The sequence below is a fragment of the Agrobacterium sp. 22094 genome (assembly GCF_052046015.1).
In the GTDB taxonomy this organism is placed as follows: domain Bacteria; phylum Pseudomonadota; class Alphaproteobacteria; order Rhizobiales; family Rhizobiaceae; genus Agrobacterium; species Agrobacterium cavarae.
In genome coordinates this window covers 308,339-333,661 of the sequence record NZ_JBQEPX010000004.1, presented here as the reverse complement: position 1 = coordinate 333,661, position 25,323 = coordinate 308,339, and the positions used below count along the sequence as shown (strand labels likewise).

Below are 25,323 nucleotides of genomic sequence, written 5' to 3'. Positions count from 1 at the left end.
TACGAGGACATCATGGCAACCGGCACAGTTAAATTTTTCGCACAGGATAAGGGCTTTGGCTTCATCACACCAGACAACGGCGGCCCAGACGTCTTCGTTCACATCTCCGCGGTCAGCTTCGGCGGCGCTCTGACCGACGGTCAGAAGGTTAGCTACGATGTCGGCCAGGATCGCAAGACCGGCAAGTCGAAGGCCGAAAACGTTACTGTTCTGTGAAAGAGAAATGGCCCCGTCAACCTTGTCGGGGCCACCCGTTCCTGGTCGATTGGTGCCTAATCCAACCGCTCCACGCGGTTCGTAATTGCGTGTATGCCGCCGGAGCACTTATCGTAGCACCAAAGGCCAGCAGCGCTCCTGCGCACGACGCTGTTCTAGGCTCGTTGCAAAATTCGTTTTAGTTAAGCACCGACTGCCGTCGCTAGCCTTCTTCATTAGCTGTATCAGCAACGAACGCGCCACGCTCTCGCGTGGGCTTGGGCACGCCAGTCGTTGGATCCTTTCACGTTTGATGCTCAAGCTCGGCGTCGATTTCAGCGCCAACCATCAAATAACGACTGAAATCTACACCCGGACGATCAGAACGATCAGGACACCGAGAGTGCCGTAGAAGCGCCAACCTGACTTCTTGCCATCCGCGCGTCAAAGTAGAACGAGCGACGCCAGCGACATAATGAGTGCCGGGAACATCACGACCGTACCGAGCTTCAGAAATTTCCAGCTACTGATATCGAGACCCTCACGACGAAGGGCCGACAGCCACAGGATCGTCGCCAGTGAGCCTGTGACCGAAAGGTTGGGGCCGAGATCAACGCCAATCAAAATCGCACCTGCGACCTTGTCCGAGACGTGCGCTGCCTGAACCACACTTCCGGCGAGCAAGCCGGCTGGCAGATTGTTGACGAGATTACAGATGACAGCGACAAACGTCCCGGCCACGCCAACGGCATAACCATCAGACACCGAAGCCAAAGACACCAATTGATTGGCCAGAATGGTCGTCACACCCGTGCGGTCAAGCGCTTCGACGATGACAAACAACCCTGCCACCAACGGCAGGACGCTCCAGCTGATACCCTTTATCGTCTCCATGGGGCTCTGCCGTGTCAGCAAGAGAACGAGGATAGTCGTGATCATCCCGGCAACAAAGGTAGGAACACCGAGGTCAGCATGCAGGGCAGATGCAACGATCAGGACGATCGCGGTGATCACGATGCCCCATCCTGCAAGGCTGGCGCTACGGCTAAGGACTGGTCGGTCCGCAGCGGCAGCGAGGCTCTCTTCCGACAAGGCACGCCTTTGCGTCCAATAGAGGCATATGAATGTTACGACGATGGAAATGAGCGATGGCAGCAAAAACGTTGCCAACCAGCGCGACAGAGGCGGCATTTCGCCGCCAGCGAAGATCACGAGATTGGCAGGATTGGAGATCGGCAACACGAAGCTCGCAGCATTGGCGATAAAGGCGCAGATCAAGAGGTAAGGCATCGGATCGCGAACCCGGCTCGCACGGCAGGCTGCATAGACGGCTGGCGTCAGCACAACTGCAGTGGCGTCGTTCGACAGAAACACCGTCACGACAAGGCCGACCAGATATACGAGCACAAAAAGACGCTTGGGCGAACCCTTGGCATAGGACGTCGCAATCGCAGCAACCCAATCGAAAAGGCCCTCTTTGCGAGCCAACTCGGATAAAAGCATCATGCCGATCAGGAAGAGATAGACGTCAATCCCTTTAGCAACACCTGCGAGCGCATCGGCTGGCCCAATCAGTTGGAAAAGGAGAAGGAGAACAGCACCAACAACCGCCCAGACGGCCTCCGGCCAACGGAACGGCCTGGTGATCACACCAGCCGCTGTCAGCCCCGCGATACCCCATACGATCGCATTCTGAGTCAAAGGATTCGTCCCTGATATTAGTGAGGCGCAACGGCCATAGAGTGCGAGAATCTGGATCTTCCAGCCGACCCCGATACATCACATCTTCATCATCAGCAACAGGTTCCGCCGACTGCGAGAACAGCCGAAACCCTTCATTAGGCTTGCCTTGAAAACGCGTTCGGTTCAAAAGCAATCTACAACATGATACCGAGCAGGCGCTTTGAACCGCGCTGGATCCTAAAGCCACGAGTCACATCGCCACATAGCGCAATTGGTAATAAGGTTCCGATTTCGCTGATGAACGGCTCATTGGCACCCCCACCGACCTGGGCCAAAACCCCGTAAAATTTCAGCTCACGCTGGCCCAAAATCGGAGATCACCTTACTGTGCCCAAGCGGGTGAGAGCAGTAGCGCTATAGGCTCAGCCTTCCACATCAAATGCTCGAGGTCGAGGCCCGAGCAGACATTCTCCCCTACCCAATCCACATTTCAGCCATTACGGAGCCGGATGCCATAAGCAATCAGAAAAGAATCGCTGCCTGCTTATCGTCATGATGGCAGCGCGCTTCGTCGGCAGATCGACGCTTTTTATATGGGAAAAGCCAGACTTCTGCAGATTTCTCAGTTGCCGCTCATGGTCGCTGCTCGGCTCCTGCACGATGCGCTCGGTGCGCGGATCATCAAGAAACATGTAATGTAGAAGCGAAGGCAGCCAGGCCGTGAACCAATCGCGGCCACGGCATGCCTCGTCACCCACGATCACGTGGCAACCACGGTCGTAGTCGCCCGCATCACAGAAGGTGCCGACAACATCTTCCTTTGCCCAGTAAACCTCGAAATATGAAAATGCTCTGCCATCGAAGCGGCCGATCAGCGGCATGATATGCGCGTCGGCGAACATGCCGTTCAGATATCGCCTGTGCTTGTCTAGATCTCCTGCCTCGTGCCAGAACTTGTCCACCCGAGGGCTGTTCATCCAGCGATGCACATCTGGCAGGTCTTTCAAGGTCGCCACATCCAGAGAGAGAACGCCGCCGAGCCAGGGGATGAAACGGGCATAAACCGTTCCCACCGGTTTTGGCGCACGCAAGGGGTGAGACACCCTGCCGTCGTAGACATCGCAACGAGGGAAAGAGCCGTAAGCAGGGGCACTCCAGAGACCTGTGGTCTGCCAGAACATTTCTGCCGACACGGCGGGCTGGTCGGAGTTGGACAGCACGTGGGTGTAAAGCCCGTGGGCCGTGAACTCCTCGTCCAGCTCCGTCCAACGATCGCCCGGCAGGGTTATCGATCGAAGGGCTGGTAACGTGGAAAACAAGTATTCGAACGCTGCGGCCGCAAGACGCCAACGACCTCCGGACGTGCCGGGCAGGTCAGCAACCTTAATCTCGCCGCCCGCGCCGCCCGTGGAAATATGGAAGGCTCCCGTGCTGCCATCAGGATCAGAGATCAGGAGTTGCGTGCCTTGGCGACGAACTTCGACGGGACCGCTTCCATGGAGATTAAAGGCGCGATAGAGGTCTGGCGCAGACCTCCCGGCCAGTCGGTACGGTGCGGCCGCTGTGATCATTTCCTGACGCATATCGCCCTGATGATCCATCAGAAAACTTTCGTCAGCGAAACGGCGAACGTGCGTCCGCGCCCCTTGTAGTCGAACACGGCCTGATTTGCCAAAGCCCCGTAAAGAGCGTTGGCGCGTGCGCCCCATATGGTCGTGTATTCTTTGTCGAACAGGTTCATCACACCGAACCGCAAGATCGTGTCCTGCGCTTCGAAACGATAGGCACCGGTCAGATCAAAAAGGGTGTAGCCATCAATCTCGCGGTTATCATCATCACTGAGGTTGAACACATGTTGTCCGGCAAGCTTGACGTTGAAGTTATCCTTCGTCCAGCCGACGTATCCGCCGAGTTTGGAAACACTGGCCGTGCCGATGCTTTCCTTTTCCCAGCCGCCATCTGACTTGATCTCGGACTTCACCCAATGCGCCGAACTGCCGACATCGAAACCATAGTCCAGCTTTGCGCTGGCGCTCGCCTCAATGCCATAGACGCGTCGTTCACGATCGACGACATCCACGGCCAAGGTTGTACGGTCCAATTCGATAGACCGGTCGGAGAGCGAATAATAGGCCGCCGTCTCGAAGCTGTATGTATCGTCATTGAAGCGGTAGCCGAGTTCAAAAGAATTCGTCTTGATCGCCTGAAGCGCGGAGTCGGCGACATTAACGCTGTTCAGTAGCACGTAACGCCCACCGACAAGGCTGTAGTTTCCGATCCCATAATATTTTGCCGGGTCGGGAAGCTCGAAGCCCTGGCTGAAATTGGCATAGACTTGCTGGGTGTCGGTCAGTTCATATGTCACGCCTGCATTAAACAGGGCAGCATCATAGCTGACGTCGCCGCCAGGGATGCTGTCGATAGAGGATCCGACTCCATTCAGAACGGCAACCTGCTGCGCAGCACCGGCAAAGCTCGAAACTTCGGTTGTGACATATTGATAGCGCACACCACCGTTGACCGTCAGTCGGTCCGTCGCCTCATAGGATCCCTGAATGAAGCCGGCTAGGGTGGAGACATCGATATCGGGATAGAGGCCGGTAATGCCACGCGTCTTGAAGTCCATAGCGCCTGTTGTGGCGACAGTCAGAAAATCGAAGACATTCTGCTTGGACTTAAGAGAATCCCGATCTGCATCAATGCCATAGGTAATCTTCAATCCGTCCAGTGGCTCCGAAATCATCGACGCCTTCAGGCTGTAATAGTCAGTGTCCTGCGAGCTACCGCCGAAGTAGACGAAGGGCGAGAAAATTGCGCTACCGGGGAACGGGTGGAAGCGAATTTCCTCTCTGCGGAAGCTGCCCTGCAGAAGGAGTTCCTGCCCCAGAAAATCATCGTCGGTGTAAGTCGCGTTCACCATGGTGCGGCGTGTGCGAGGATTGAAATCCGACCGGTAGCCATCGCGGGTTTCGACCAAATTTGGATCTCTTATACCCGCGAGTCCAGCTCCGAGATAAAGTCCAAAAGGAGAGTCCTGCGCACTGTCGTAAAATTGGCCCGATAACTCGAAGCGCCTGTTGTCATCGATCTGCACGCCGACAGATCCCATAAAATCGATGCGCTTGTTGAAGGCGGTCGAGGTCTGGGTGATATCAGGCGTCAGCATCGTGCCGGACCCATCGTAAAAGGCTCCGGTCTGGTTTCCGGCAATAGCGAAACGTGCGTCCCAGTTTTCGCTGTTATAGGTAACGGCGCCCGCACCATTGCGGTCAATGTCGCGGGTGCGGCCAAAGCCGCTGCCAAGGCCAGCTGTTACTTCGCCATGCAAACCTTCCGGCGCATCCTTGCCCTTCTTCGTGATGATGTTGATGACGCCGCCTGTGGCATTGCCGCCGTAGATGGCTGTCGCGCCGGACAAAACCTCGACGCGCTCGATGTTGAACGGATCGATGGAATCAAACTGACGGCTGAGCCCGCGCGCCGAGTTCATCGAAACACCATCGATGAGAATAAGTGCCGTGCGTCCCCGCAAATTCTGGCCGTAAGCCGTGCGCGCGCCTTCGCTGGCCGGATCGAAGCTGGGAACTTTCTCAGCAAGAATCTGCTGAAGCGACTTGCCGGACCGGGCTTCAGCCTCGATGGCCTCCGCATCAACGACATAGATCGTTCGCGCTGTTCGAGATATCTCCTGGGGTATGCGGCTGCCGGTTATCACAATCGGCTCCAGAACTGTCGGACCACTTCCGGACTGCGCGCTCTGTGCATCCTGTGCCTGCGCGACGTTGTTGCCACCGACCGCAACGACGATAGCCATAAGACTGACGCCGGCATTCCATTTTCCAATCATGTCGCCCCCAAAGCGCAAAAAATCTTCCGGTTGGCCCAACCGGATAAATACAAGACTATTTTTATCATGTTTTATGCGTTATGAGGCGGCTGGGCTTGGATGACGACGAACCAGATTTGGATAGATGCGAACATGAACAGAAAAGGGAGGTTTGATTTTTCATGGAAGTGATCCGACCCTTGAAACTTGGAACCCTGTCCCTGCCTGATTCAGAAAGCAGGCTCATGTGCCGAACGATCCTTCTGGATATGCTGGGAGAAGCAACGATCAGCGTTGAGGACGGTGATCTGTCGGGCGTGACCGGCCTTGTCTGGAAACATAAAAACCTGTCGCTAGCCACCGTCTATATGCCGAGAACGTCGCTGCGACTGACAGCGCACGGCGTCGGTACGCCGGATATTGTGATACTGAGGGCAGCGGACGGGCCGCTGCTGGTCCATCATCGAAAGCAGAGCTTCGAGATGGCGCCGCGCGACGTGATCCTTATTCCCTCCGACACGATGTCGGAAATCGTTCTGCCCGAGGGCGGGCGCCTCGACTGCGCCCATCTTCCTCACGCCGCTATCACGCTTGCACGAGAGTCCCTCGCGCAGATTTTGTTGCAGCCTTTTTCAGCGGAGTGCCTGCCGTTGCAGCTCCTCACCAACTATGCGGGTTACCTGCTGCGTCAGGACCATCAGGACAAAGAGCATGCCAGCATGATGGTGGCGCACTTTTACTCCTTGCTTCCCGTGCTGGCGCAATACGTCGCCAAAGGTACCCCTTCAGCGGTCTTGCAAGGTCGTCTTGAGGCGATCAAGGCGATGATCGAGGAAAACCTGGCCGATGGCTCGTTTTCCATCGCCGATGTGGCACAGGCTGAAGGGATTACACCCCGGGCGATCCAGAAGCTTTTCAGCCGGGCGGGAACAACCTTTTCACGCTACGTTCTGGAAAGGCGGCTGGTGCTGGCCAAGAACCTTATTCTTGCCGACCACGCCGCAACGCCGATCAGCCAGATCGTTTACAGCGTCGGCTTCAACGATCTGTCCTATTTCAACCGCACATTCCGCAGCCGCTACGGTGTACGCCCGACGGATTTGCGCCGAATGTCGGCGCAAATCCCTTGATCACTGCCGATGCAAATGAACAGTGGAGATGGCGCGGCTTCTCAAGCCGCATCCCTCTTCCGGTCGAAGTGGACGAGAGGATTGTCGACCATGCCCTGGAAATCCGGTACCGGTCGCTCATCATCGTCAGCATAACCGTGCGTGAATAGCCGCACGCGGTTAAGGCAAAGGCGGGGATATTCGTCCGCGAAAAGATCGAAGATCGCAAATCGCTCAGCCATGTCGGGAAAGCGAGCCTGATAGCGTCGAATGCTCTCCCCTGCCAAAGCCCAGAAAGCGGCCTCAGACACGCCCGACCGCTTGTCAAGCAGCACGGACATGTAACGGAAAACGCAAATGAACAGCGTCGTCTGGATGAAGTGCATCAGGAAATCTGCAGGCAGGCGCAACAACACATCCTTAACCTCTTCTGGCAGGCTTTCGCTCTCCGGGAAATTGAGGTCGCAGACGATCACATCATCGATGAAGTCGCGCAGCGCCAACCGCACCGGTAAACCGTCTTTCAGGATCACCGTCGCATTCTGCCCGTGGGCGGAAAAGGCCAGCCCGTGACGGGCGAGAAGGTGATAGACGGGAGGCAGGACGACATCAAAGAAACGCGCCAGCCAACCTTCGACGCTGACACCTGCTTTTTCCGCCAGCGCCTGCACCACGGGCTTGCCATCGCTACCGGCATGCATAAATGCAGCAAGCGGCATGCCGGTTTCGCCGGGCTTCAGATGTCCTCCGAGGCTATCGCGCCACAGGCATCCAAGCATCTCGTTGAACTGGTATGGCGCACCTGCAATTGTTGAGAACTGTGGATGCTCATAGTGCATGCCCGCTCGCTCTCCCAGAAGGGCCAACTCGCACTCGTTCGAAAGGAAGGTGTCACTTTCTACAAGTTCGTCCAGCCAGCCGGTGAACGGCGCCGCCGTGAGCGCCCGCTTACCGGGAATGCCGCGATACACTGCGGTGTTCAGGATCGTCATGCACAGTTTCAGCGTTGACTTTGAAGGGTTGCTGACATTGGAAAGGGTGCGGACAGATTGCTGTGGAAGATACAGGTCTTCGCCCTCACCCAGGAAGACGATTTGCCCGGAAGAAATGTCGGCGGCAAAGTGCGGCGCAATCATGTGGTCCCACTGCCAGGGGTGAACGGGCATGATGTGGTGTGTTTCAGCAGAGAAGCCAGCGGAATTCAACTTGCCGACAAATGACGTATAGAGCCGCTCACCAAGAGCCTCGGTGACCAGTCGTTCATTCGTCAGTCCCGCTTCGCCAACGAACGACGCCCGCTCGCGACTGACCCCGATCCAGACAATCTTCAATGCTGATCGATTTTCCGGTGTGTAGGCGAGGTAATCCGTGTAACCAAGGCCGATACGCCCTTTACTCACCGTGACCCACGGGTGCCCGGTCATCTCGCCTTCCATTTGGATATCGTCGAGTTCGGCAAGCTCCGCACCGGTTTTGTCAGCTCTCGCGGCGGTGTGAGCATCTGAGACAAGAGTGTTGCCAAGTTCCCGGATGAAGTGCGCAGCTGTCATCGGCTTGACGCCAAGCTCCGGCAGAATTTCCGCGCAGAAGGCCAGCGGATCGTGAACCGGCGTGCTGACATGGTCGACGTGCCTGACGATACTCTCAGGCTCGACCGAGAGATTATCAAATACATATTTCCTGGCCCTGAAACTGTACGACGCCGTCGAAAAATCGATCCGGTAATGGCCCGGCTTTTCTGACGTTACCGGGAAAACACGCTCATAGGCGAACTCTTCGATCACCTTTGCCAGCAGCCGGCGGGACGTGTCTTTCCAGAGGGTTGGCGCAAAGGCGGGCTCATAGAGCTTTTCAGACGGCGCGGGCATAGACATCTCCTGCGAATGTTGAGGACAGTGCGTGGTCTTGCGGAATTCCGAAATCCTGGAAGGCAGATCGCGCGTTGACCCGGTAGTATTCTGTCTTAAGCAACTGATTGATGATGACAGCGTTGCGGAAAGCACCCAGACCAAGGTCTGGCGCCCCGACGCCGTGCTGGAAGGTTTCGGCATTTTGCACGAAGATCGCGCCCGCGCCGCCGTCGCGACGTCTGGCGCGGAAGTCTGCGTCAACGATCAAGTCGCCACGCTCGCACGTTTCCAGTATCTGCTCCTTCAACGTGTCGAGCCATTGTGGCCACGCATGGCGATAGCCCGTAGCCGAGATCACCGCATCAGCCTCGACGGTGCTTTGCTGACCAGAGAGATTGTGCCGAAGACCGATTTTCAGTCCGCCGGTAAACCCGCTTGACTGGACATCGGTCACGTCGCAGTTGGGTGCCAATGTCAGCCCCGGGTCACGACCGCCGATTGATCGCTCGTAAAGCAGATCGAAGATGTCCCCGATCGTCGAAAAACTGATCCCCTTGTAGAGCAATCCCTGATCGGCAACGGTCTGCCGCCGTTTCTCGCGCGGCAGCTTGTGAAATTCGCGCATATAATCGGGCGTGAAGTATTCCAAACCGAGTTTTGAATATTCCATTGGGAAGAAGCCCGCGGAGCGCGTGATCCAGCGAATGGATGCACCTGCCGCCACCTTTTGTGGCGTCAATTCGCTGAAGAGCGCCAATACACATTCAGCTGCACTCTGGCCGGACCCTATAACCGTAACACGACGGGCTTTCGTCAATTCCGCCCTCCGCTTGGCAAATTCAGCGGAATGGAAAACCGGGGCGTTGGTTTGCAGGCACTGCCATTTCGGCAGGTAGGGCGACGTTCCGATCCCTACCGCAATATTCAGGCTGCGATAGCTGCGTGTGGCGCCGCTTGCAGAGGAGGTTTTGGTCACGAAAGTGTCGGTCGCAGCATCGTGCTCCACATCCACGACGCTTTCGCCGAACCTGCAGCTATCGAGCTGCTGCGAGGCCCAACGGCAATAATCGTCATACTCCTGTCGGGGGATCAGGAAATTCTCATAGAAGTAGAATTTGTAGAGACGGTCATGAGCAGCCAGATAATTGAGGAAGCTCAGGCGATGCGTCGGGTCAGCCATTGAAACGAGGTCAGCAAGAAACGGCACCTGCAGCGTCGTTCCCGGCAAGATCAAGCCCTCATGCCAACGGAAACCAGGTTTACGCTCCAGGAAGGCCGCTGACACCTGGGGGTGGGAGGACAGAAGCGAGGCGAGGCCAAGATTGAACGGTCCGATACCGATTCCGGCAAGATCGAGTGTGGTCATGGTCAAAGTCCAAATTGTTCGATGAAGCGCTGTCGATGGCAGAACATCAATTTCGCGCGTTTGTCCGGCAGGTCGATTTCCCCCTGCTCCTCAAAGGCGCAGACCGGCGCATAACGCAGCAGACGGCGCGCCTCGACACTCGGTTCACCCACCACCTTTTCCGTGGCGGGGTCATCGAGGAAAAGGAAGCGGGTAAACGCCCTTATCACCGCCGGAGCGATTCCTCTGCCAAAGAACGACGGCTCCCCCACCAGCATATGCCAGCCGCGATCCTTGTCGGCGGCGGGATAATGGCGGCCAAGAATATCGTCCTTCGCCCAATAGGCCTCCCAGTAGCTCATGGGCGCACCATCGATGAAACCGATATATGGATCCTGATGCGGGTCAGCCAGATTGGCGTCGATATAGGCAGCGATATGCTCTTTCGGCTTTGCCATCTTCCATTGCGGTACGACATGGGGCTGGTTCATCCAGCGCCACAGGAGATCGAGGTCACGCCCCTTGTCCAGCAGCCGGAAACTGATTGTCTTGTCGATGTCCGGATCATAACGGGAATAGGCAAAACCGGCGCCAATGGTCAGGTTATCCATGGGCTTGGGCCCGCGCGCTCTGGAACAAGGGATTGTCGATTTGAAGATAAACCGATTGCGTCTCCAGCGGACCGACCAACTCATCCATCTGCGCCAGTCGCGTCTTGAGGTTGGCCTTGCACCGTAGAACGGGTGCGAGCACCTTCTCTACCAAATGCGATTGCCCGCCCTCCTCTGCATTCAGTTTGATGAGTGCTGCCCGCAACTGCGAAATCAACACCTCTTCCGCTATCAGACCCTCCCGGCCCAACGCGCCGATCATCCCAAGAATAGAATTGATGAAGGCGTAATAGAGGATTCGCTCGTCCACTGGCTCTTCACCGAAAACAGATTCGCTTCGGATTCCGATCCCCGGGATCGCTTCATTCAACGCCGGATGACCGCGCTCGTGGTGGAAGAAGCCCTGGTTGTCACGATAGAAGGCGGCGACCGGATAACCATCAGCGAGTTCGATCAGGATATTCTGCTGGTGCGCCTCCATTGCAATGCCGTGCCGCAGATAGAGAGCAAATACTGGGGTCATCAAAACTGTTAGGAACCTTGAGAACCAGTCTGCGGCCACGGCGTCGAGCGAGCGTCCCTCTATGTCGGCCTGCCTCCTGATCAACGCCCCTAGCCTGCTGCCACGCTCCGGCAGATGCTCGCAGAGGGAAGCCAGAAGCGTGACATTGCGATCGGCGTCAGGGCCATAAAAGGGGTTCTCGCGCATTGTTACGGAAAGACCGTCAATCACGTTACCATTGACCGCAACACCCATATAGGCCGGGTCTGGCATGAGGTTCAGGCCGGCATATTGCTGTTCAAGGTTGTGCCATAAATGACTTGCCCGGAAGCGATACATGTCATCGCCCCGCAAAAGTTCGCGGGCGAGATTGATGCGAACGGAATTCGTGATGCCGATACCGAGCGATAGCTTCAGCATAAAGGGTGCATCTGGCCGGTAAAGCGTACGCACAGAGGATGTGGGAAACCAGGGCTTGCCTACCTCTCCGCAATCCACGATTTTCCCGGCGGCAACCAGGCTCGCAACATCCGCCTGCTTCAGCATGACGTCCGCCTGCCAAGGGTGTACCGGCAGGAAGGCGAAGTCGCTGTCGGGGAGGCCCTTGCGAAGGGTATCCAAGCTTTCGCTTTCCACGGCATCAAGCCACTGCTCGGCAGCGGGAGAACCTTCCGAGTGGCCTGTGTGATAGACCTCGCGCGAAACGGCAAACCAGCGCAGCGGGAAGCTTGCGGCGAATTCCGGCGAGTACCGTTTGCCCTCTTCTTCCGTCATGCCCTCCCGACTTTTTGGGCAAGGGTGTATACCATGACCTGCAATCAGCCCTTGCTCCGCTTCAATGAATGAAACTTTCTCGCCAACCAGCGTCGCAAGATCGTTCTCGCGGGCCTGAAGTGCCGCCTGGACCAAGAGACGGCTCGAATGAGCACGGCCTTGCAGGTCCTTGCGACCATCATCGGACGCCGTCGCCTCAATGCGCTGGATGATGATGTCGATCGCACTTTCCGGGCTGATCGTGTTGGTACCGGCTCCATCGCTCAGCACCAAGGGCTCACCGAAAAGATGATGCCCGGTTGCGGACCGATACAGCACCGGCACTCTCAGGCTGCCGCCATTTTCGGGGAAATTCAGAGCCAGTTTTTGCTTGGCTGCATCGTGCCCCCACGCACATAGCTCCGCATATTCGCGGGCCACGCAATTGAGCAGCGATCGAAGTGCAAGCGTTGCAGCTTTACGAGCGTACATGGTCGTTCTCCAGTTGACGCGCCATCTCTCCAACCGCGTCCAGCACACGGTCAATGACGTCGGGTGTGGAATGGGGGTTGAGAAGCGTCAGTTTAAAGTGGAGCCGTCCGCCAAGGACGGTGGTTGCTAGAGCAGCAATACCGCTCCGGAAAAGTTCTGCGCGAATGGCGAGCGTCAGTTCGTCAGATCGTTCTGGCCCCTGTGGAGAAACATAACGAAACAGGACAGTCGACAGCTCCGGAACTTGGGCGAGATGCAGGTAATCACGCTTGCGCACAGCCCCAGCCGCCGCCCTAGCGTTATCGAGCGTCTTGGAGATCAGTGCGTCGAGGCCATCACGGCCGATCGAGCGCAACGTCATCAGCACCTTCAGCGCATCACTGCGTCGCGTCGTCTGGATCGACGATTCCACGTAGTTGGGTACATCACCGAAGATCGAAACTTCCGGATTGAGATAATCCGCCTTCATCGCAAGCGGTGAGAAGTGGCTATGATCACGAAGAAGCAAAGCGCCACAGCTGATCGGCTGGAACAGCATCTTGTGAAAATCAAGGGCTATGGAATCTGCGTGCTCTATTCCACGCAGACGATGACGATGCTTTGAAAACAACAGGCCGCCGCCATAGGCCGCATCCACATGCAGCCACACCCCGTGCATCTTCGCCAGATCGGCGATGCCCGACAGTGGATCGATGGCGCCAAGGTCCGTCGTGCCAGCGGTTGCCACGATCGCAACCGTCGGCCGACCCTTCGCCATCGCGTCAACGATTGCGCCTTGCAAGTCAGGCACGGACATGCGGCCCGCGTCATCCGTTGCAATTGTCACGACGGCGTCTTTGGCGAAACCGAGTAGAGACGCACTTTTTTGGATACTGAAATGCGACTGTTCCGAGGTAAAGATGACGCCGTTGCCTCGCACCGGCAGCCCCAGTGTCTCTGCAGCAAGGTAAAGGGCCGTCATATTCGACTGACTGCCGCCACTGGTGAAACTACCGCTCGCCGTGTCCGGGATTCCGGTAAAGCCTGTCAGCCATGAGAGCACCCGTTCCTCGACCAACGTCGCGAACGGTGACTGGTCCCAGGAATCGAGCGACTGGTTGGTGGCGGAAATCAGCACTTCCGCTGCAAGCGCCGGTACAGCCACCGGGCAATGAAGATGCGCCATGGTCGCGGGATTGCCAACGTCCAGCGCATGCCGCACCGCAGGAACGCCGATTTCCTCCAGCGCTGCGAAGACGCCGGTTCCCTGCTCCGGGCAGACATCAAGCGTCGCCAGGAAGCCGCGCATCGCATCAGAATCGACACCGGAGTGAATTTCGGTCCGGACCGCGTTTTCGTTAATCATCGCCACCGCAGCCATCATCGCCTGACGATAAGCCGCACGTGCTGCGCCCCCCGGGCCAAGGATCGCAGCGGACAAGGCGTCGTCCGCCATCTCGATCTGCTTGCTATGCAACAAGGTGACATTCATGCCGCGTTGCGTCCAAGTCGCAGGAAGGCGTCGGAGAGGATGTTGGAGGCCTGATCGATCTGTGCGTCGGAAATCGTCAAGGGAGGGAGCAACCTCAAAACGCTGCCATGACGACCGCCGGTTTCCAGGATCAAACCCTCGCGGAATGCGCTGCTCTGGATCGCTTTGGCAATATCGCCGCCATGGGGTGGATGGCCGAAGCTGTCCCCTTTGCGGGTGGGGTCGATTACCTCCACGCCAAGCATCAGGCCTTCTCCACGGACCTCGCCAATATAGGACGTATGGCTCTGGATGCGCTCCAGATTTGCCCGCAGCCTGCGGCCTGCAATCGCTGCGCGTTCGACGAGCCCATCGCGCTTGATGATTTCTAGGGTTTTTGATCCGGCTGCCATGGCCAGCTGATTGCCTCGGAATGTACCGGCATGCGCACCTGGCTTCCACACATCGAGCCCTTCGCGATAAATCATGACCGACATCGGCAGACCACCGCCAATCGCCTTGGACAGGACGATGACATCGGGCACGATGCCCGCTTTCTGGAAGGCGTAGAATGTCCCGGTGCGCCCGACGCCGCTCTGTACTTCGTCAAGAATGAGCGGAATGCCGAGTTCGCTTGTCACAGCACGGATCTTGCGTAGCCATTCGGCAGGTGCCGGGATAACACCACCCTCGCCCTGAACAGCCTCGAGAATAACCGCCGCAGGAAGATTTATACCACCTTCGGGGTCGCGTAGGGCATTTTCGAAGTAGTCTGCCGCAAGCGTCGCGGTCTCATCGCCGCCACGTCCGAAGGGGCATTGGTAGGCATAGGGGTAGGGAAAGAAGTGCGTTCCCGGCACCAGTTGGCCGATGGCGGCCTTTGGTCCGAGCGATCCCATCAGAGACAGCGACCCTTGAGACATACCGTGATAGGCGCCACGGAACGCTATGACATCCGTGCGCCCCGTGGCGGTCTTGGCAAGTTTGATCGCCGCCTCCACCGCATCCGTTCCGCTCGGTGAGCAGAACTGAATTTTCGCCTGCTCTCGAAGGCCGGAGGGCAAGGTTTCGAAAATATCGGAAACGAACTTGTCTTTGATCGGGGTCACAAGATCGAGTGTGTGTAACGGCAGGCCAGAGGCCAGCACATCCTGGAGGCTGGCAATGACTTCAGGATGGTTGTGTCCAAGCGCAAGGGTCCCGGCACCGGCGAGGCAATCGAGATAGGTGCGTCCTTCCACATCAGTTACGAGGCACCCCGAGGCTGATTTCAGCGCAAGAGGAAACCGTCTCGGATAGCTGCGTGCGTTGGATTCACGACGTGCCTGACGCTTGAGGTAAAAATCGTTATCGTGCCGTGGGAACGGGTCCATTATATCAACTCCAATGGAATTGTTGTGGATTCGCGTCCGTATCAGGCACCTGCCGAAACAGGTGCCCTCGGACAGCGCCCGAGCTTTCGAAGGAACCAGACCGATAGTCCCATTCCCGCAAGCGACAGCACCGTTGCCGTCGAAAATAGAGCCGAGTAACCTACGCGGTCGGCGATAAGGCCAGCTGCAGACGCCCCCGCCATGTAAACGATCAGCTCAGCGCAGGTGAGAATGGTGAAATCCGTTCCCGGTTGATCATCCGATGAGTTCTTCATGAAGAAGGAATAAATGGCCACCAGCTCCATGTAACGGATCAGCGTCTGGAATGCCGAGGCCGACATTGCGACCCACATACCGGGCCACACGCCGAATGCGTTCAGGGCGAAGGCGAGGAAGCAAAGGCTTCTGAGGCCGCCAAGCAGGATAAGTGTTGTTGTCAGACCAAACTTGCGGATGATGAAAGCAGCGATCGCTACGCCAATGAGGCCCGCAGTGGCTGCCGCTCCACCGGAAAGGTAACCGATCCAGTCGGTCGGAACCTCGCTGTCAACCAGATAGGTGCCTTCCATACCGCGAACGAGACCTTCACTCGCCCGGTATGTCAGCGCAAAACCAAGGATCAACCAGGCATTAGGGCGACGGAAGAACCCGGCTAGGCTGGCGCGCTTTTTCTCTTTCGCCGTGGGCGCTTCGGGCTTCATCGCCATGGCGGCCAGCAGCGGCAACAACGATAGCGCGGCGACCAGCAGAATCATCGTGCGCCATCCCGCAACATGAAAGACGACGAGCGCCGCTGTGCCGCCGATGATAACGCCGAGCGCAACAGCCCCCGCCTGGACGGCGTTACCCATCGAGCGGTTCCTGTCCGTCAGCCGTCTGACAGCGTAACCGTCCGTTGCAATGTCCTGCACGGAGGACACAAGCGTAATCGATATGCAGATTGCGAACAGAACGGCAGCCTCGCTCGGCTCCACCAGCGCCATCGAAGCAATCCCCGCGCTGACGAGCAGCTGTGTTGGGATCACCCAGCCGCGGCGATGGCCGAGCTTAGGAAACGGAGACCACCGATCTACCAAAGGCGCAACCGCAAACTTCAAGATGAGCGGCAACATCAACAACGAGAACAGCCCGATAGCCGTGCGCGATGCTCCGCTTTCACGCATGATCGGCGGTAATGCCACCAGAAGCAGATAGGTCGGTATCCCCTGAGCAAGGTAAAGCCCTCCCAGCACAACCATTAACCGCCGCTCGAAAGCAGAGGTCGGGGTAGCGTTACCGGAGATCGCGTCGTCGATTTGGGCCATGCAAGAACCGCATTGATGAGCCAGGAACACCGCAGACCGTTGAAGTTTTTCAGCGTCTCAAACGCCGGTCTGTTCCAAAGCATTTAAACAGGAGTATTTTTATCATCTTTATATCATCTTCAAGGACATGCTTGGATATGAACGAACTTGTTTAGGACAATTGCGAACAGGTTTCGACGTGTCAGAACTGAAGCTGGCAGTTCAACAACAATTGCGTCTATGGACAGATTTGCGTCCTTCGTCAGGCTCTTATCTCGATCGCGTGAAGTCTTGTTCCACTAATTTCTAGAGCACGGGGACCCGCTTCAACCCGGACCTAAAGGAGAATGCGGTCGCCCACTCTCGCGAATTGGAGATTGCTGCCAAATCGAGAACTTGATACTGAGACACAAGTTATATCCTGGAGCACAACCAGCAGCGGATGGAAAACAGACTCGAAGATCTCTCTGTCGTGGGTGTACTGCGTTTTCGTTACTGCGGATCCGGCGTCATTGTCTCAGTGCTCAGGCGAGTGCGGATCGTTTTCTATTGTTACAAGACGCTGCTTAACTTCTTCGCCGCGCCGATCGGAGGACCTTATTTTCTCTGGTTGCTGGGACGAAAGGAAACATTTTCCTGATGGCAGACCGTTGTGTACCGTCAAAGGCCACCACATGGTCGTCGACTCCCTGCACGAAGGAAGCATTCCTTCAGCGTGCGCTTGCTGCGCAAGCGGCATATCTTCCTGAGGTCCGCGCAGAGATCGGATCGGAAAGTGCCGAATGGATCAGCGCCCAAACATTTTTCTCCGACCACACAGCCATCGAGGAGTTTATCCTTTTCGAACAATCGCGATATGCAGGCGTCGATCTCAAGACAGCCGGGGCGCTGCTGATGAACGACTACAGCTACATATTGGCCGCTGCAACCGTTCCGCTGTTTACCGGTTTCGGCCTTATTCCCGACCTCTCACCCACATCCGTCGGACTTTGTTTCTATACGACCGAAAAATTGCATGAAGGAAAGATATACCGTGCTCGACGTGCCCACGTTCAGTTCGTCGAATCTCTCTTTTGGTACGGTCAGTTGGACAATGACATTGATGGCGAGAGGTTCAGAAACGAGCTTGAGAAGCATTTTCGTCCCGTTGTCGAGCAGATCCATACGAACACGGGGCTTTCACGTGCTGCCCTTTGGCGCTTAGCGGGCGACGCGATCGCCTACCTCTTTCTGGAGACCGGACGCCGGTTTGACACCGCCGAAACGGCGAAGGCAGCGGCGATGCGCATTCTGAAAGTTCCCGGCTCGCCGTTGGCCAATCGCGAGCTTCATTACTTCGAGCTGGCTGAATTCGACCAACATCAACAGGAGGTTCGCGAAACTTTCCTGCAGCGCGGTGGCTGCTGCCGATTTTATCAAGTGGAAGATGGCACATATTGTTCTACCTGTGTCTTGAAAACCCCGGCAGATAGAGACGACGAACTTCGTCGCGCGCTGCGCGACCAACTTGGCGTTTCCTAATTGATCCATTGCACCACCCGTCACGACGCCAGCGACCACCACCAACCCGGCCTTCCACGGATTTTTGTGCGCCCAGCGCATCGGATCACTCACTAGCGAAGCTGAATCCTTTGCCGGTGAAGCAGCAGTCACCGGAGCCGGAGCGCTCTCCCCCTCAGCCTGAGCAATCGCTAACGCAGCACAGATGACGCTAGAGATCACTGCACACCACAGTCCCATCCTGCTTCCTAATAGGCCGCAAATCCCAAACCTTTAACTCCGCTTTTGCCGCGGTGACCTGCCACTGAGAATTTTCATCCAGAATGGATTAGAGTCCTGTCCATTGAGGACGGACGCATGAAGAAGCAGAGATTTACGGAAGAGCAGATTATTGCAGTGCTGAAGGAGCAAGAAGCGGAGGCTAGAGCCGTCGACCTGTGCCGGAAGCACGGGATTTCTGAGGCAACATTTTACAACTGGAAAGCCAAATACGGTGGGATGGAGGTCTCTGAGGCAAAACGTCTGAAGGCGCTCGAAGAAGAGAATGCCAAACTGAAGAAGCTGCTGGCCGAACAGATGTTGGATGTGGCTGCACTTCGCGAGCTTCTTTCAAAAAAATGGTAGGGCCTGCCGCCGAGCGTGACGCCGTCGCGCATCTGAAGTCCGTCATGCGCCTTTTGGAACGGCGGGCCTGCCAGATCATATCCGCTGACCGAAAGACGATACGCTATCGGTCCTGCCGCGCGCCGGAAGTCGAACTGTGGACGAGGCTGCGCGATCTCGCCAACGAGCGACGACGCTTCGGATATCGGCGACTGTTCATCCTGCTTCGGCGGGAGGGAGAGCCGTCCGGCGTCAACCGAATCTACCGGCTATACCGAGAGGAAGGCCTGTCGGTCCGCAAGCGAAAGGCCCGACGACGTGCCGTCGGCACACGCGCTCCGATCCGGTCGAGGCGAAGGCCAATGCCCGCTGGTCACTGGATTTCGTCTACGACCAGTTCGCCTGTGGCAGGCGCTTCCGCGTGCTCAATGTCATGGACGACGTCACACGCGAATGCCTCGCCGCAATCCCGGACACATCGATCTCCGGCCGTCGTGTTGCTCGCGAACTAACGATGCTGATCGAACGACGCGGTAAGCCCGGCATGATCGTCTCCGATCACGGCACGGAGTTCACGTCGAACGCAATCCTGGCCTGGTCGAAAGATCACAAGGTCGAATGGCACTACATTGCGCCCGGAAAACCGATGCAGAATGGTTACGTCGAATCCTTCAACGGCCGCATGCGTGACGAACTCTTGAACGAAAGCCTGTTCTTTGGCCTCGATCATGCCCGTAGCGCCATCGACGAATGGACCAACGACTATAATCATTTCCGGCCACACTCATCGCTCGGATATCAAACCCCGGCAGACTATGCCGAGCTCATCGCCGCAACCGGCTCCAACGGTGCGCAAGATGAAGGCTACAAGTTTCCGCCGGTTGCTCAAACAGCGCCATTTGGCGTATCGAAAACCACCGAGGCTCTAATCGCCGCCGGATGAAAATTCAGTGGCAGGTCACCAGGGGCGTGAATACTTTCTGATGTTCCAACAACTCATAACCGAGCTCATACCCTTATCCCTTTTCTCTACAGATTTTTTGACCCTTTAGTTGCGACTGCAAGCTTTTACCTTCAGCGTGCTTTCAATAGTGAGGCGGGGTCAGCCACGTGACAAGACCATCGCCGACCGCAAACCACTCATTATACTGCCCGCTGATACTAGAAACAGCTCTTCATAGCCAGTGTCAGCATTGGTATGCTCTGAGCCGAATGTAAGGGAGAACGTTCTTGCTGACCTCGCTAAAGCGATCGCAAGGCATCCATACGCAGCACCAACATCACCGAACTGCAACGCAGGAAAAACGGGTAGCAGGTCACTCTTCAAGCAGGCAGAGTTCAGGCGGTGAATAGCAAAAGACAATTCGGTGGCGCGGTAGCGACTGTTGTTCCAATCGGCGATCCAGGCACTGATCGACATTTCTCTACGCCCGCTAAAGGCGAGATCTGTCGCCACGAATGCTGCCTCGCTTAACGCATTGAAGACACTGTCAGCCTCTTGGTACTCTCTGACAGGCTCCACCCTATGTCCCGCACCCACAACCTTCAAAGATGGGGTGACCTCGGTCTCTCTCCTGAATAAAAGGATGCCAGCTGCTTCACCTGGAATGAAGCCAAATTGATTTTGTTGGTTGAAGAGGCGTCTCTGATCATTGAGCCGGTTCAGCCGCTGCCGATCATTATAGCTGTCCACTGCCGCAATCAAAACGACATTATCGCGCTCCTTTGACGGCTCCATGAGGCAATCCGCAACTGCAGATCCTACCCCGGCGTGGCCGGCGGCCCTTATCACCGTTTCTGAGATGACAATACCTAACCTGTTAGATAGGCTATTGCTCATGTCATTTATCAGGTTGCGACCGACAACTGCAAGTGAGGCCTTATCGAGCCCGCTCGACTCGTCGACTTCCGGAAGGATGAGGATCAACTTTGCTCCTCGGCCACTTAAAGCTGACAACGGTTCATCGCGAAAGGCCAAGCGCGCAATTAGATCAGCAGTTGCCTCATGAAGCAACTCACGCAAACGGTATGCAAGTTTGCCGATCCTGTCTTTTTGCCTGAAAGCGCAGAGTTGCGGTTGAAAATCGCTGCCAATAAACGTTTCATACCGAAAGAGGGCAGATTTCTCTTCCTCCAGTGAGGCATGTGTCGCATCGACGCCCGCGCCTAAAGCGGACGAGAGACCACATTCAAGAACCGTAAACATAGACGTCAACCGTCGCTCTCATCGCTAATGACCAGACGGTTGATGTCACCGCCAGAGATGACGTTCAGAAATTCCACAACCCCGTATTTTTGTTCATGATAGTCTCCAAGAAGCAGTTGGATCTCATCGCCACACTTACGTTCGAATATTTCAGCTTCGTTATCTCGAATTTGTTGGTCAAGCTTATCCATGGACGTAAATACGCCGCTGTCGACCAAACGGAGAAAATAGTCCTCAATTTTTTCAAGGTCTTGGGATGGAAGAAACTTATCGACTGGCGATGTAATAATCAGTCTATCCAATTTCACACCGCCGTTGTCCATAAAGTCCTCATTCATCGCTCCTTGCAGCGGCGCGTAAGCAGGGAAGATTATCCCTTCCTCGGCATAGGTTAGGACATCTGGAGTGACCACCATCCGCTGATCAGCGCGATCCATCTCGGATATGACCAAAGAGGCTACGGTCTCGCGAAAGGCCTTGGGTTTGGGCAACGCGTCTATATCGTCTCTGAGCAGGCTCTTGAGAGATTCATATGTCTCAAGATTCGTATGATGAAGATTGACGACCAACCGGACCGTGGCCACCAGCGCGTTATAGTGCAGGCCATTGCCTACAACATCGACGGTCATATGACTATCTGCGTTCCACTCCAGCGTCACCTTCGCCGTTTCGCGGGTGGGGAAATAATCCCAGCAGAAAAAACCCAACTGAAAAGCGTCCTGCAACTCTGCAAAAGCCTCTTCGATCGTATCCTGCCGCTCGATGTCAGGAAACATTCCCGCGCAATAATGCACATTGATCCGGAACGTTCGGAGATAGAGCGGCAGGGAGCCCGATTGTACGATTATTTCTTTGATGGCGCTGGACATAGATACTCTCAGTTCTGGGGAGCGCGGCTTAATCAAAACGTGTCAGATAGGCTTCTACCTTATCCTTCTGTTCCGGCGTGCCGGTGCCACCGAACGCGAATGCTTCCAAAGCGCCATGTGGCATGCGAATAGGAGCAAGATAACGTGCTACTGCCTTATAGGCTCCGATATCTTCACCCATATTTAGGTCACCCCAGATCGGGCGATCGCCAGCGGTTATGCAAAGAACGCCGCCGGATTTTTCCACTTGTACATCCAGCGTTTTGTTGAACTCCGAGTGATCGGGGAGACGATCCCAGAACTCAATGCCCACAAACGTGCGCCAGCCGATATCGCAGATGCCCGGTCGCTCTCCTGGCTTCCATCGATAAGCTGAGCCTTCCTTGCGGAGGCCGTCCATGAGCATATCTGGCGTGACATCGATCGCGGCTCTATATCTAGCTGTCGTGCCGCCCATCATAAACTGCAAGCTACTTTTGTAAGGAGGCAGAAAAAAGCCCATCCCCATGACACCGCTGATCACCGGCGCCTTGATGAGCTGCTCTGTCACGAAATTCGCAAAATCCATCGCAGCGTTATTGTCTTCAGGTATAGCAATCTCGAGAAAGTTGAAATAACTTCGCTGCTCAACTCCGAAAAACGGAAGGGCTGGCTCCTTAAAACTATCGAGAGCGTAGCCGTACCGTCTGAGGCCCTCGCCATATTCTGTACTCTGATTTTCGAAAAACGAACGACCGTCTTCAATGATCTTGAGGTTCGTCCACCGAATCTTACCTGTATATCCCGTGAAATTGTAGGAAGAAACATTGGCTCTCTCACCGAAAAGCGCCTCGAATTTTGCGTAGATCGAAGCCAGTATCTTTCGATTGCGATCGGCATGTATGTCACCATCGATGATCGCGATGATGCGAAAAGCCGGCACGGCAATCGGCTCTCCTTCATAAAGAATGAAATCAGGCATCAAGGCCTCCAATTACGTTTACTAGCTGGAAGGCACAACCAAGCCGCCCTTCTTGTCGCACCGGCAGGTGTCATTGTCGATTTTTTTAGGTGACCTGCCCGAAGCACGCCGATAGGCTTGCTCTTGCTGCTGCTTCCTCTGCCATTCATCCTGGTAACCCGTCTCAGGATCGTCAAACTTATAGTCATAGACTTCGATCAGATCACCGTCCTTACCCTGAATACCAACGTCGGGGACCACTTTGATAGCCTTGTCTATGACCGTTTGCGACTGCTGAATCATGTCGTAAATTTCATAGCCAGTGTAAGCGAGGTCTGCGGCATCCACTATCGTGGAGAGCACATTGAGGCCGGGCACAAGCTTCATCCAAGCTTTACCGGCCATCTTCATACCCTTCTCGACGATTCTCCTTTTTACTAGTTTGTCGATCTGCCGCTTTATAGCGGCCTTCATAGCGGACTGATCATAGATCTTTCTGGCTCCGTCGAAAATTTTGTCTGCTGAACCGAAAAATGTCTTCTCGGCATGTCCAACAGCGCCGGGAAATTTTCTGGCGATGGCCTTCGACAGGCGGCTGTCCCCGCTTTTGAGCGCGTCGGCTGTTCGCTCTTTGGCCAAGGTCGAAGGACGCTTGCAACTGCCGCCTTTTTTTTTGCACTCGTGCCATTCATCGCGAACCTGACAGAAAATCCTGCAAAGCTCCTTCACCAGTTCTTCCAACTGGGCAGGTGGCTCGTAGTGTCCGCCGGCGCCGGATATGCAGTTCTTGTTGTTCATAAACAGCTTGTCCGATAAACGGCATATGTTCCTGCCTTCGGCATAGACATTCGGCGAATAGGTGATCCAAGTGGATTCGTGCATATTTGTACCGGACATCACCCCTTTTTGGGTGCCCGGCTCGTCGCCGTAACCAGGAGTATGTGCAGACCCCTTGACTGCCACCGAATGCCCGCCATCGGCAAAAACCGTCCGCGTTCCACGAATAAGGTCTTTAGAAAAAGAGATGATTGAGTAGGGAACAGGGACAGGGCCGGAGGGAGTTAAGCAAACATCTGGAGTCGAGTTCTTCTCATACCCGCCGGTGCCCTTATGCGACATTGTCAGCCCATTAGTGGAGACAGTGTTGGGCATCGTCAAACCTCCATGCCAAGACCGTCGAAGCAGTCCATATCGTCCGGCCGCACGCGGAAACCAGAATGGCCACGCAGTACAAGTTCACTGCGCTCGACCAGCACATCGTTGGTAGCGCTTAGTAGAGGCATAGCGCCGCAATAGGCTAACGTTAGCAAACCCTCATCCGGAAAAAGATGGATAGTTTGCAGCGTCATGGACGTCTCCTGCCAACGGTGCTTGAAACGCGTTGTCAGCTCGAACTCCAACGTCGGCATTTCGGTCGTGAAATGCCTCAGAGACGCATCGCCGCCGTCCGGCAGCACATTAGTGAGTGTGATCGTCTGACCCACGGGCGGCGTTTTATCGAGTTGCTGGTCTGCAGGCACACATTGCCAGTAGTCTTCCTGAAGGTCGTCGGGTAGCAGCGGCGATTTTCTCCGCATCCAATTTTCGTCGTAGGTGCCTGAATATTGCGCCCGTTGTGGCCAGGATTTCGGGATAGCGGAAAAAGCTGCCGGCTTTGCACGGTCGTTCCATTTGGTGAGGGGGGAAGCCCCCGGCACGTAAAGGCGCGGAAGCGCCTTTCCTCTTGCGGCGGCTTCGGACACCCAGTAACCAAGACCCAATGGGTTCTCCGCAAATTCCTGCGAACGGCCGGCTTCGCTGTCCGCGTCGGTGCCGCCGAAAGCATTGCTAAAGCCAAGAAAGACTGGCGCGTCGTCGTCATCCTGCAATAGCTCCGCCGTTCTTCCAAAGCGGATCATAGCGGGCTGGACGGAAAGGGACTTGGACCAAGATCCGATAGAGGCTGAAACCTCGAACGCCTCGTTTCTGGATGTCGAAGCCGGGCGGTAGGCGTGGCCGGTCAAAAGGAAATCGGGCCTTGCTTTGGGAAGACCGATATCAGTATCAGCCATCAACTCACTTGTGCCGACTTCGGCGCGGTAGACAGGGGCACGAAAAAGATCGATTTGCTTGCGCTCGAACAGGCACGACCGTCCGTGGCGCATGCGAAAAGTTCCTTTTGCCCAGACGAACCAGTAGCTGCGGCCTTCCTTGTCGCGGTCAAAGCCCGCGAAAGCGGCAAATGGCGTTCGGTTGGCAAGCGTCCACATCGAGCCCATCCTCTTGGTTTCAATTGAGTTCGACCACCGCACCTTTCAGAGCCGTGCGTCCCAGCGCCTCAATGGACACATCGTCCCCTAGTATACGGATGCGGCCATCTGGATAGAGCCGTAGTTCCGAACGACCGCATTTCAGGCAAAGGGGCTTCTCAGACACCGTGCTTACTGTCGACGTTACACCCTGTGAGAAGGTCCGGGCGATTGTGTCGATGGTCACATGACCGATCAACAGCACTTGGCCAGTCGCCAGCTCCATACCGATCGCCAAGCATCCCACAGCATCCTGAGCAAATGGATTTCCTGCCATCACTCGGCCGGGATCGATGCCAGCGACGGTTGGCACGCCTGCGGCCGAAACGTCAAGGATCAGATGGAGGCCGAACCGATCCAGACCGGAGGCGGCCTCGATCGGTTGAAGACCCGACGAGAGATCAGCAGAGATATCGTGCTTCATGATGATGTTGCTCCCCTGGTT

The 25,323-nt window shown here is 56.1% G+C and carries 19 protein-coding genes and 1 pseudogene; 4 read left to right on the top strand and 16 right to left on the bottom strand.

The features are described from left to right. The first annotated feature begins 12 nt into the window (after positions 1-12). Positions 13-216, top strand: coding sequence for a cold-shock protein (locus ACTJK5_RS18490; RefSeq protein ID WP_062426870.1), 204 nt, complete (start codon positions 13-15; stop codon positions 214-216). Between the two features lie 423 nt (positions 217-639). Here the strand turns inward: ACTJK5_RS18490 and ACTJK5_RS18485 are convergent, their stop codons facing one another. The 3 genes from ACTJK5_RS18485 to ACTJK5_RS18475 all read right to left on the bottom strand — a co-directional run bounded on the left by ACTJK5_RS18485 (position 640) and on the right by ACTJK5_RS18475 (position 5,725). Then, positions 640-1,896 carry an arsenic transporter gene (locus ACTJK5_RS18485; protein ID WP_144622135.1) on the bottom strand — a complete coding sequence of 419 codons (1,257 nt, stop codon included), beginning with the start codon at positions 1,894-1,896 and terminating at the stop codon, positions 640-642. A gap of 479 nt (positions 1,897-2,375) precedes the next feature. Further along, entirely contained in the window at positions 2,376-3,479 is a 1,104-nt protein-coding gene (locus ACTJK5_RS18480) for a GNAT family N-acetyltransferase (protein ID WP_144622137.1), read from the bottom strand. Further along, the gene (locus ACTJK5_RS18475; RefSeq protein ID WP_144622139.1) at positions 3,479-5,725 is read right to left on the bottom strand and encodes a TonB-dependent receptor; all 2,247 of its coding nucleotides are present in this window, start codon (positions 5,723-5,725) and stop codon (positions 3,479-3,481) included. The genes ACTJK5_RS18480 and ACTJK5_RS18475 overlap by 1 nt, the downstream gene beginning before the upstream one ends. Before the next feature lie 248 nt (positions 5,726-5,973). Here ACTJK5_RS18475 and ACTJK5_RS18470 point away from each other — a divergent pair, with 248 nt between their 5' ends. After that, positions 5,974-6,834, top strand: coding sequence for a helix-turn-helix transcriptional regulator (locus ACTJK5_RS18470; RefSeq protein WP_440599332.1), 861 nt, complete (start codon positions 5,974-5,976; stop codon positions 6,832-6,834). Positions 6,835-6,875: 41 nt separating this feature from the next. Here the strand turns inward: ACTJK5_RS18470 and ACTJK5_RS18465 are convergent, their stop codons facing one another. Genes ACTJK5_RS18465 through ACTJK5_RS18435 form a run of 7 tightly spaced genes read right to left on the bottom strand, consistent with a single transcriptional unit; the run spans position 6,876 to position 16,493 of the window. Next, complete coding sequence (locus ACTJK5_RS18465) at positions 6,876-8,681, bottom strand: IucA/IucC family protein (RefSeq protein WP_144622144.1); 1,806 nt, start codon at positions 8,679-8,681, stop codon at positions 6,876-6,878. Continuing rightward, positions 8,665-10,029: a putative histamine N-monooxygenase gene (gene basC, locus ACTJK5_RS18460; RefSeq protein WP_144622146.1), complete on the bottom strand. Its 1,365-nt coding sequence runs from the start codon at positions 10,027-10,029 to the stop codon at positions 8,665-8,667. Before basC ends, ACTJK5_RS18465 begins: the two co-directional genes overlap by 17 nt. Positions 10,030-10,031: 2 nt before the next feature. After that, the gene (locus ACTJK5_RS18455) at positions 10,032-10,619 is read right to left on the bottom strand and encodes a GNAT family N-acetyltransferase (RefSeq protein ID WP_144622148.1); all 588 of its coding nucleotides are present in this window, start codon (positions 10,617-10,619) and stop codon (positions 10,032-10,034) included. After that, a complete protein-coding gene (locus ACTJK5_RS18450) occupies positions 10,612-12,366 on the bottom strand; it encodes an IucA/IucC family protein (RefSeq protein ID WP_113260294.1) in 1,755 nt (584 codons plus the stop codon). The genes ACTJK5_RS18455 and ACTJK5_RS18450 overlap by 8 nt, the downstream gene beginning before the upstream one ends. Further along, the gene (locus tag ACTJK5_RS18445; protein ID WP_144622152.1) at positions 12,353-13,837 is read right to left on the bottom strand and encodes a pyridoxal phosphate-dependent decarboxylase family protein; all 1,485 of its coding nucleotides are present in this window, start codon (positions 13,835-13,837) and stop codon (positions 12,353-12,355) included. Before ACTJK5_RS18445 ends, ACTJK5_RS18450 begins: the two co-directional genes overlap by 14 nt. Continuing rightward, the gene (locus ACTJK5_RS18440; protein ID WP_113260296.1) at positions 13,834-15,189 is read right to left on the bottom strand and encodes a diaminobutyrate--2-oxoglutarate transaminase; all 1,356 of its coding nucleotides are present in this window, start codon (positions 15,187-15,189) and stop codon (positions 13,834-13,836) included. Before ACTJK5_RS18440 ends, ACTJK5_RS18445 begins: the two co-directional genes overlap by 4 nt. A 41-nt stretch (positions 15,190-15,230) precedes the next feature. Beyond that, positions 15,231-16,493 (bottom strand): RhtX/FptX family siderophore transporter, encoded by a 1,263-nt coding sequence (locus ACTJK5_RS18435; protein WP_313556568.1) that lies wholly within the window; start codon positions 16,491-16,493, stop codon positions 15,231-15,233. Positions 16,494-17,111: 618 nt separating this feature from the next. On the opposite strand from ACTJK5_RS18435, the gene ACTJK5_RS18430 reads away from it, so the two are divergent. After that, a complete protein-coding gene (locus ACTJK5_RS18430) occupies positions 17,112-17,993 on the top strand; it encodes a (2Fe-2S)-binding protein (RefSeq protein WP_144622156.1) in 882 nt (293 codons plus the stop codon). Positions 17,994-18,329: 336 nt separating this feature from the next. Next, positions 18,330-19,518: pseudogene (locus tag ACTJK5_RS18425) on the top strand (IS3 family transposase). A gap of 159 nt (positions 19,519-19,677) precedes the next feature. Here the strand turns inward: ACTJK5_RS18425 and ACTJK5_RS18420 are convergent. The 6 genes from ACTJK5_RS18420 to ACTJK5_RS18395 are packed head-to-tail and all read right to left on the bottom strand — an operon-like array spanning position 19,678 to position 25,302. After that, a complete protein-coding gene (locus ACTJK5_RS18420; protein ID WP_113260299.1) occupies positions 19,678-20,781 on the bottom strand; it encodes a hypothetical protein in 1,104 nt (367 codons plus the stop codon). A gap of 5 nt (positions 20,782-20,786) precedes the next feature. Then, positions 20,787-21,650 carry a hypothetical protein gene (locus ACTJK5_RS18415; protein ID WP_440612975.1) on the bottom strand — a complete coding sequence of 288 codons (864 nt, stop codon included), beginning with the start codon at positions 21,648-21,650 and terminating at the stop codon, positions 20,787-20,789. A gap of 28 nt (positions 21,651-21,678) precedes the next feature. After that, positions 21,679-22,611: a hypothetical protein gene (locus ACTJK5_RS18410; protein ID WP_440612974.1), complete on the bottom strand. Its 933-nt coding sequence runs from the start codon at positions 22,609-22,611 to the stop codon at positions 21,679-21,681. Positions 22,612-22,632: 21 nt separating this feature from the next. After that, positions 22,633-23,742, bottom strand: a complete 1,110-nt coding sequence (locus tag ACTJK5_RS18405; RefSeq protein WP_113225788.1) for a DUF4150 domain-containing protein — start codon at positions 23,740-23,742, stop codon at positions 22,633-22,635. Positions 23,743-23,744: 2 nt separating this feature from the next. Then, the gene (locus ACTJK5_RS18400) at positions 23,745-24,839 is read right to left on the bottom strand and encodes a DUF2169 family type VI secretion system accessory protein (RefSeq protein ID WP_162739548.1); all 1,095 of its coding nucleotides are present in this window, start codon (positions 24,837-24,839) and stop codon (positions 23,745-23,747) included. A 19-nt stretch (positions 24,840-24,858) separates the two neighbouring features. Continuing rightward, on the bottom strand, positions 24,859-25,302 hold the full coding sequence (locus tag ACTJK5_RS18395; RefSeq protein WP_440599171.1) for a hypothetical protein: 444 nt from the start codon (positions 25,300-25,302) through the stop codon (positions 24,859-24,861). Positions 25,303-25,323 lie beyond the last annotated feature (21 nt).